The sequence below is a fragment of the Candidatus Accumulibacter phosphatis genome, from assembly GCF_012939955.1.
GTDB classification, from domain to species: domain Bacteria; phylum Pseudomonadota; class Gammaproteobacteria; order Burkholderiales; family Rhodocyclaceae; genus Accumulibacter; species Accumulibacter delftensis.
Genome location: NZ_SPMY01000030.1, coordinates 85,609 through 94,056 on the forward strand (window position 1 = coordinate 85,609; position 8,448 = coordinate 94,056).

General features: G+C 63.3%; 8 protein-coding genes. 7 read left to right on the top strand and 1 reads right to left on the bottom strand.

The window, feature by feature from the left end; all coding sequences use genetic code 11:
- Positions 1-113: 113 nt before the first annotated feature.
- The gene (locus tag E4Q23_RS11770; protein WP_169066815.1) at positions 114-1,343 is read left to right on the top strand and encodes a CaiB/BaiF CoA transferase family protein; all 1,230 of its coding nucleotides are present in this window, start codon (positions 114-116) and stop codon (positions 1,341-1,343) included.
- 42 nt (positions 1,344-1,385) lie between these two features.
- On the opposite strand, the gene E4Q23_RS11775 is transcribed toward E4Q23_RS11770, so the two are convergent.
- Positions 1,386-2,246: a DUF6920 family protein gene (locus tag E4Q23_RS11775; RefSeq protein WP_169066816.1), complete on the bottom strand. Its 861-nt coding sequence runs from the start codon at positions 2,244-2,246 to the stop codon at positions 1,386-1,388.
- 426 nt (positions 2,247-2,672) lie between these two features.
- Here E4Q23_RS11775 and E4Q23_RS11780 point away from each other — a divergent pair, with 426 nt between their 5' ends.
- The 6 genes from E4Q23_RS11780 to E4Q23_RS11805 all read left to right on the top strand — a co-directional run.
- Positions 2,673-3,473, top strand: a complete 801-nt coding sequence (locus tag E4Q23_RS11780; protein ID WP_169066817.1) for an adenosylcobinamide-GDP ribazoletransferase — start codon at positions 2,673-2,675, stop codon at positions 3,471-3,473.
- Entirely contained in the window at positions 3,458-4,066 is a 609-nt protein-coding gene (locus tag E4Q23_RS11785; protein WP_169066818.1) for a histidine phosphatase family protein, read from the top strand. Before E4Q23_RS11780 ends, E4Q23_RS11785 begins: the two co-directional genes overlap by 16 nt.
- 221 nt (positions 4,067-4,287) lie before the next feature.
- Complete coding sequence (locus E4Q23_RS11790) at positions 4,288-5,433, top strand: hypothetical protein (RefSeq protein WP_169066819.1); 1,146 nt, start codon at positions 4,288-4,290, stop codon at positions 5,431-5,433.
- 472 nt (positions 5,434-5,905) lie between these two features.
- The gene (locus E4Q23_RS11795; protein ID WP_169066820.1) at positions 5,906-6,529 is read left to right on the top strand and encodes a PEP-CTERM sorting domain-containing protein; all 624 of its coding nucleotides are present in this window, start codon (positions 5,906-5,908) and stop codon (positions 6,527-6,529) included.
- Positions 6,530-6,777: 248 nt separating this feature from the next.
- Positions 6,778-7,734 carry a Calx-beta domain-containing protein gene (locus E4Q23_RS11800; RefSeq protein ID WP_169066821.1) on the top strand — a complete coding sequence of 319 codons (957 nt, stop codon included), beginning with the start codon at positions 6,778-6,780 and terminating at the stop codon, positions 7,732-7,734.
- Between the two features lie 19 nt (positions 7,735-7,753).
- On the top strand, positions 7,754-8,448 hold a 695-nt coding region (locus E4Q23_RS11805), incomplete at its 3' end, for a Calx-beta domain-containing protein (RefSeq protein ID WP_336511673.1).

Consider the following 8,448-nt stretch of genomic DNA (forward strand, 5'->3'; position numbering starts at 1 on the left):
ATTTCGTGACCGCCCGATCGCTGCCGTTGAGCGTTGAGCAGCGCACCCTGGTATTCGAGGAAAGCTGAGCGGACTTTTGTCGAGCACAGCGCACAAGGAGGAGCCTCAAACGCATGACAACATCGCCCAAACCCCTGAGCGGCCTGAAGGTCATCGAACTCGGCAGCCTGATCGCCGGGCCCTTCGCGGCACGGATCATGGCCGAGTTCGGCGCCGAGGTGATCAAGATCGAATCGCCCGCTGGCGGCGACCCCTTGCGCAAGTGGCGCAAGCTCTACGAAGGCACCTCGCTGTGGTGGTACGTGCAGTCGCGCAACAAGAAATCGGTGAGCATCAATCTCAAGCATCCCGCTGGCCGCGAAATCGTTCATAAACTGGTCGCCGAGGCCGATATCGTCGTCGAGAACTTCCGCCCCGGCGTCCTCGAAAAACTCGGCCTGGGCTGGGAAACGCTCTCGGCCATCAACCCGGGCCTGGTCATGCTGCGTCTCTCGGGCTTTGGCCAGAGCGGACCTCTGGCGCAACAGCCCGGCTTCGGCGCCATCGGCGAGTCGATGGGTGGCTTGCGCTACGTCACCGGCTTCCCTGATCGTCCACCGGTCAAGACGGGCATTTCTATTGGCGACTCGATCGCCGCGCTGTGGGGCGTGATCGGTACCCTGATGGCCCTGCGTCACAAGGAGAACGGAGGGCAGGGGCAGGTCGTCGATGTCGCTCTCTACGAGGCGGTCTTCGCGATGATGGAGTCGCTGCTGCCCGAGTTCGACGTCTTCGGTTTCGTCCGCGAACGGACTGGCAACATCATGCCCGGCATCACGCCGTCGAACACACACTCGACGCAGGACGGCAAACACGTCGCCATCGGCGCCAATGGTGATGCGATCTTCAAACGACTGATGCGGGCCATCGGCCGTGACGATCTGGCCGAGGACGATGAACTGGCGGACAACGCTGGTCGCGACGCGCGCCGCGACGAACTGTACGCGGCCATTGATAGCTGGGTGGCGGCGCACGACGAAGCCAGCGTGCTGGACGCGCTGGCCGCCGCGGAAGTGCCCGCCTCACGCGTATACTCAGCCGCCGACATCGTTGCCGACCCGCAGTACCTGGCCCGGCAAATGATCGAAACAGCCCTCCTGCCGGGCGGCAAGTCGTTCAAGATGCCGGGCATCGTTCCGAAACTGTCGGCGACGCCGGGAAATACCGAGTGGCTGGGACCCGCACTCGGCGAGCATACCGAGGAGACGCTGCAGCAACTCGGCTACGCCGCCGACGCGATCAAAAGCTTGTGTGACGCCGGCACCGTCTTGCTCGGCGCGCCGGGCTTGCCGCGCCAGTCCTGAACCGCGCGCCCTCAGCCCCGGATGGCGCATGCTGCGGATTGCTTACACAAACTCGTAGTCGATCCGTCCGATGCGGCCCCGCCAGTAAGGGCGCGGCCCTTCTGGCGTCAGCCAGCGCGCCTCGCCGCTCATCGGGATGGTCATCCCCTCGCGCTGTTGGTAGTCGGACCACAGCCCCTCCCACGGCGACACCACGAGCTTGCCGTTCAGCGTACGACCACGCGCCTCAGCGCGAACCGATTCAATCAGTCCTTCTTCGTTGAAGGCAAACAACAGGCTGGCGCTGACCTCGCCATCTTTCAAGGTCGCCGTGGCGGAGTGTTGGTCGACCGCCTGCCACTGCACGCCCTGGCTGGGCAAGAGGGCGGTCGGATAGCAGGCGGCTTCGGCCAGAAAGCGCATCAACTCGTCCTGCGCGATATCGCCCTTCCCCTGCCGCCTGGCCAGTGAGGTCAGCCCGAACAAGGCCGGGTGAAGAGTTCCTTCGCCCGCCACGTAGGCGTCGTGCACATGCACCGTCAGCCCCGGCACGAGGGTCACCCGCCCATCCCAGACGAAGCCCGGCGGACGTGCAATCACTCGCTCGCCGGAAGTAAACGGCTTCCACCGGTAAGCACCGCTATCGGCGACATTGAAGCTGCCCGCATGCTCGATTCTGACCGCGCCGAGCATCGGCTGACCGGCCGTCAAGGCGACGCGAAAATAGCGCTGCACGGGATCAGGCAAGCCGCTCAGCTCGCGCGGCTCGAAGCGTGCCGGCAGCACGGTTTGCCGGCCGGCGACAAGCCGTGACTGCAGCGCGCGGGTCAGAAAAGCCCAGCGTGCGGCGCCAAGCATCGAGACCCCGACGTATGCCAGTACCGACAGGAAAACGACTGTCAGCAGCGTTTCCATCCATTCCATTCCGATCCCCTCCTTATAGTCGATTCCGCAGCGAATGGCGATCGATCTTCGCAACATCCATTTGCGCTGCCCGGTGCAAGATTCGCAGACCAGGACGCCGGCCAGGCATTATGCCATCAAGCTGACGCGCGCAAGGCCTGCCGCGGAGGGCGCGAATGCACGAATGCACGAATGCGAGCAGCCGAAGCGGACAGTTTCCGCTTCATCACGCCCTCATCGGCAGGCAGAGAAGGCTAGAGCATTGGCTTGACCCGAGCATATCGGTATAACATCGGGCACCGCGTTAACGGTCATGACATGCCGAGACACCCCTGATCATGAAAGTCATGACCGCCCCCCTTGCCCTGCCCCTTCTCCCGCAAGGGGAGAAGGGAGTTTCGTGAGTCGCTTGCGCGACTTTCACATTAACCGACCGATCGACGACCCATGCCAGACAACGAAGAGAACCTCCCCGCCACTGTGAAACAGCGCTTCAGCCTGAGGCGCGAGTTGGAGTATTTCTTCGCCGCACTGCGCTTCTTCACGCGCCTGCCGGTACCGAAATGGGTCGGTCACAGCAGCGAAGCCCTCGATCGCGCGGCGCGCTATTTTCCGGCCGTGGGGCTGCTGGTCGGCGCCATCGCCGCGCTGGTGTTCATCGTCGCCAGCCAGATCTGGCCAATGACCCTGGCGGTGCTGGCGGCAATCGCCAGCAGCATCTATCTGACCGGCGCGTTTCACGAAGACGGCTGGAGCGATATGGTCGACGGTTTTGGCGGCGGCTGGGAGAAAGCGCAGATCCTGAGCATCATGAAGGACTCACGGATCGGCAGCTTTGGTGCTGTCGCCCTGGTCGTGCTGCTGCTGGCCCGCTTTCTGGCGCTGGTCGAGTTCGACCCGCTGATCATTCCGATGGTATTGCTGGCCGGTCACACGCTCTCCCGCTTTGCCTCGACGACGCTCTTGCGCGCCCTCGACTACGTTCGCGACGAGGGCAAGGCGAAGCCGCTGGCAACGCGCATCGGCTGGCGCGAGCTGGGCTTCGCGGCACTCACCGCGCTGCTGCCGCTGTTCTTCCTGCCGCCCTTCGAGGCTTTCCTTGGCTGCCTCTTCGCGGCCCTGGCGACGCTCTGGCTGGCGCGCATGTTCCGGCGCCAGATCGGCGGCTACACCGGCGATTGCCTCGGTGCCACGCAGCAACTCGCCGAAGTCGCCTTCTACGCCGGGCTGCTGTGCAGATTTTCCTGATCCGCCATCCGCGCCCCCTGCTCGAGAGCGGCGTCTGCTATGGCCAGCTCGACGTCGAAGCCGAAGATCCACTGCCGCTGGCCAGGCGCTTGCGCGCATTTCTGCCGGCCGATACGCCAGTCATCGCCAGCCCTCTGCAGCGCGCCCTTGGCCTCGCCAAAGCCCTGAATACGCAAGCGCGGGTCGATGCGCGGCTGATGGAGGTCGACTTCGGCGAATGGGAAGGCCAGCGCTGGAGCGACATCGACCGCCAGTTGCTTGACCAGTGGGCCGCCAATGTCTTGCACTTCGCCCCGCCCGGCGGCGAATCGGCAGCGCTGCTGCAGGCGCGCGTCGTCGACTGCGTGGACAGCCTGTGCGCGGAGCCTGGAAAGCGCCTGGCGCTGGTCACGCACGCCGGCGCCATCCGTGCCGCGCTCGGCTACTGGCTGCAACTGCCAATCGACCAGTGGAGCCGGTTGCCGCTTGCCTTTGGCAGTATCTCACTGCTCGAGATCGATGCCCCGGGAGGCCTTCAGCGGGCGGGAGACCGGCACGGAGAGGCAACACAAGAGCCGGCGACGGCCGCGCAATTGCTCTATATCAATCGCTGATCCTGGCAAGCCGAGCTTTTTTTCCGGCGCATCCGGGGCATGTTTTCGTCTGCAGCGCTCCTGATCCCCGGAGCACAGGGAATGGTCGTTTCGTGACAGGAGCATCGCCAAATCGGTGAATGGGCCTCCCGGCCCATGGAAAGTCCCGGGACATACCCCCCCTAGAATTAGGGGGTATCTGGCAAGACCACCGCAGTGATAACATCACTTGTGGAGGGGACATGACGACAGGCAGACGGGACAGCAGACTGTGCACGCTGATCGATACCATTTATAGGCGGCAGGCGCCGAATCACGATCCGCTGGCGCTGATGCCCGAGTGGTTCGACGCCTTGCGCCCCGTGCTGCCATTCTCGTCGGGCGTGTTCATACCAATCGATCCCGTTGGCGGCGGTCTGTGGCCGGCTTTTCCGCATGATTGCGATCAGCGCGCCAAGTGCGACGACTTGGTGCATTACCAGAAAATGGATCCCTACTTGATCTGGCAACCGGCGCTCAGGAATCCGGACACCGTGGTTCGATTGTCGGACGTCGCCAACATCGATCGGACGATGCACGGCGAATCTGGCGATTCTGGCAAATCTGGCGAGTCCATCAGTCGCACTCCCTATGTCCATGCACTGGCCGTAATTCCTCAGCCGGGAGACGTTCCACTGGGAGCCTTCGCGGTACACCGGCATCGTCGCATGCGCGACTTCAACCCGCACGAAATGCTGCTGTTTCAATGGTTCGCCGGTCACGCCGCGACCGCTATCGACTACCTCACGCTGCAGCGCCAGCGAGAACAGCGGCAGCTACTGGCAGTCATGGTGATGTCCCGCGATGGCAGCATCCAGGCGCTGAGTCCGGACGCCATGCATATTCTCGAATCCCTGCCCGACAACGCGGTCCAGGTTCTGCCTGGACCTGGGGAATCGTCGCGCATCTGGCGCTGTGGGAGCGATGTCGTCGTCGTCAGCACCCGGCGCGTCGCTCCGGCGCGCATCATCGGCCTGGGCCATGCCAATCGGCTGCCAGCGTCGCCCGCGATCAGCTGCCTGGCGCAACGGCTGAAGGTCGCCGAAGGCGAGCAGCGCCAGCAGTTTTCCGTGACCTTCGAAAGACTCGACGTGAACAACGAGGTGCGCGGCGAGGTTTTCGGGCTGCAACTGACGCCGCAGCAAAAAACGCGTCGCTATTCTCCTGCTCAAGCGCTACGAGCCACGCCAGATCGCCGACATTCTGCTGCTCTCGCCACACACGGTGCGCGAATACGTGAAGGCCATCTACTGCCGGGCCGGCGTCCATGGCTATGCGAAGCTGATCAGCCGGCTGTCCGGTGCAAGCGGCGCCACGCCGTAGCCGAGCCAGGTCGTGAGAGTCCTTGAGAGTCCTTGGCGCACAAAGTAGCCGCTTGGCACGCCCACTGTAGTCAGAATAGGGACAGGGCCGGCATGGCAAAAAGAATACGGCTGACGAGCCCCGACGGACACTTGATCAGCATGATTGGCTGCCCTCGCCCCCCTCTGTTTTGGGGGGTTGTGGCAAGAAGCGCGATCCATTAACCTTGTTTTAATGTAGAGATTCGAAGAATCTACCGCCTGGGACAGTTCTACCGCCAACAGGACGGACGACAATCCTGCGCCTTCACGCTTCACGAATCGCCCTGCTTTCGCCTGATTCGCGATGGGTGCTGTTCATCTACTCTGACGGGGAGACACGAGCATGAAAAGCCCTTGGTCGCACGCTTTCGCAATAGCTACCGCAATAGTTTCCTGGGCCTGGCCCAGCGCAGCGCCGGCAGCTGTCATCACCCACCTTTGCGCAAGCACGAATCAGTTCTGCACCCTGGAAGAACTTGTGCAACGCGGACACCTGAACGACCCCCCATACCTGGAGATCAACGGCACGCGCTTCTACGACTGGAGCATTGACGACCAGTCTACCGTCGCACCTGTGGACATATCGCTGATCAAAGTGATGCCACTGGACGATCAGGTACTCAAGCCCGGCTTTGAACTGGTTGCGAATGGTGTCTTGCAGACCCGCGGAGCCGACCAAATAGACATCAACCTCGCTTTCCTCATTTCGGTCGGTGACGGCGGATCGCGGATTGTAGGCAGTTCGCTGGAACTCTCGGCTTTCGAATTCGGTGTCGAAAACCTCGACGGAATAGTCGCCGTTGACAGCGATGTTCTTGCCACAACCGGCATGGACGTACTCGGCGAGCAGAACGTCCTGGCATACCTCTCCCCGCCTTCAGTGCGCTCCGACTCGATTACCTTCGCTGCGCAAACACAGGTTCTCGTCGAGACCAAGATTCTCATCGCCGGCCGCGAGCCTCAGGATACGGTCGCGCTGGACAGCTTCACGCAGCGCTTCAGCAAACTTCCCGCGCCGATCCCTGAGCCGCCGTCGTTGTCGATCCTGGGGCTTGCCCTGCTCGGCTTGTGGGGCATGATGCGTCGACGCTCTCGACCATAGCCGCATCCAAACGCCGCCGCGGCAAACCGTGTCGGCAGCCATCCAGCGTAGTGGGCACCGGACGCGCAGTCGACGGGGAAGGCGTGACCGGCGGGGAGCCACATTCGCCCTGACCGCGTGCCGCGAATTCCAAAAGCCTGGAAGCCAGTATCCGAAACAGATTCAGTTAACCGCGCCCTGACCGCCATGTGAAGTCTTTCGCCGGTTGCGGTGCTCGACCTTTCAGCGTCAGAATTTTGGAGAACGTCATGGCCATCATCAGAGGTAAGAGCGACAGCGACAACATTCTCGGCCTGCAGGGTGACGACATCATCTTCGCCCGGCGCGGCAACGACACCATTGACGGTGGCGCCGGCAACGACCGTATTCTTGCCGACGACGGCGATGACTTCGTCTTTGGTGGCGAAGGTGACGACAACCTGTTCGGCGAGAATGGCAAGGACACGATCGACGGCGGCACGGGCAACGACCGCGTGTCCGGGGGGCGCGGTGACGATACCGGCATCTACCGCCTCGCCGAGAACGCGGCTTACCGCAACTATTACGACGGTGGCACAGGCGATGACACTCTGCGCCTGGTGCTCACCCACGCGGAAGCCAACTCGGCAGACATCATCAAGGATATCGACGACTTTCGGGCGTTCCTGGCGCAGAGCAACGAGCCAGACCAGGCGGGCAATCCGGCCTTCCAGTTCACCAGTTTCGACCTCACGGTGCGCAACTGGGAGAAACTGGAAGTGGTGGTCGAACCGGAGATCCCGCTTCCCGTTCTTTCCATCAGCGACGCCGAGGCCGACGAAGGCGGCACGCTACGCTTCGTCGTCTCTGTGAGCGAGGCCGATCCCGGTCAGCCGATCACGGCAACCTACACCATCAGCTTCGGGCCAGTGACCAGTGGTAACGCCGATCAGAGCGACATTGCCGCCGGAACGCAACTCACCGGTCAGGTAACCCTGGCTGCCGGGACAAGCCAGACGACGATCCTGATACCGACGGTCGATGACGACCTCGTCGAAGGCAAGGAACAGTTCACGGTGACCCTGAGCAATGTCAGCGCCAACGCTGCCGCCGGAAATCTGGTCGCCACCGGCACCATCCTCGACAACGACCTGCCCGAGCTGGCGATAGCCGACGCCACCGCCACCGAAGGCGACCCTGGCGGACCGGCCACCACAACTCAGCTTTACCGTCACCCGCAGCGGTGACAACGGCAGCCCGTCGACGGTGACCTACAGCGTCGCCCCGGCCAGCGCGAGCAACCCCGACGACTACAACGACAGCATCGATGCCCTCAGCGGCACGCTCACCTTTGCCGCCAACGAGACCAGCAAGACCATCACCCTCGACGTCACCGATGACCTGCTGCCTGAAGACACCGAGAACTTCACGGTCACCCTGAGCGGCGCCAGCAACGCCACCATCAGCCGCGCGGTAGCCACCGGCACCATCCTCGACAACGACCTGCCCGAGCTGTCGATTGCCGACGCCACAGCCACCGAAGGCGACCCCGGCGGACCGGCCACCACGATCAGCTTCACCGTCACCCGCAGTGGCGACAACGGCAGCCCGTCAACCGTGACCTACAGCGTCACCCCGGCCAGCGCGAGCAACCCCAACGACTACAACGACAGCATCGACGCCCTCAGCGGCACCCTCACCTTTGCCGCCAACGAGACCAGCAAGACCATCACCGTCGACATCACCGATGACCTGCTGCCTGAAGACACCGAGAACTTCACGGTCACCCTGAGCGGCGCCAGCAACGCCACCATCGCCCGCGCGGTAGCCACCGGCACCATCCTCGACAACGACCTGCCCGAGCTGTCGATAGCCGACGCCACCGCGACCGAAGGCGACCCCGGCGGACCGGCCACCACGATCAGCTTCACCGTCACCCGCAGTGGCGACAACGGCAGCCC

Bases quoted from the DNA above. Each gene is read 5' to 3' on its own strand.
- E4Q23_RS11770 (WP_169066815.1), top strand. From the start codon at position 114: ATGACAACATCGCCCAAACCCCTGAGCGGCCTGAAGGTCATCGAACTC.
- E4Q23_RS11775 (WP_169066816.1), bottom strand. From the start codon at position 2,246: ATGGAATGGATGGAAACGCTGCTGACAGTCGTTTTCCTGTCGGTACTG.
- E4Q23_RS11780 (WP_169066817.1), top strand. From the start codon at position 2,673: ATGCCAGACAACGAAGAGAACCTCCCCGCCACTGTGAAACAGCGCTTC.
- E4Q23_RS11790 (WP_169066819.1), top strand. From the start codon at position 4,288: ATGACGACAGGCAGACGGGACAGCAGACTGTGCACGCTGATCGATACC.
- E4Q23_RS11800 (WP_169066821.1), top strand. From the start codon at position 6,778: ATGGCCATCATCAGAGGTAAGAGCGACAGCGACAACATTCTCGGCCTG.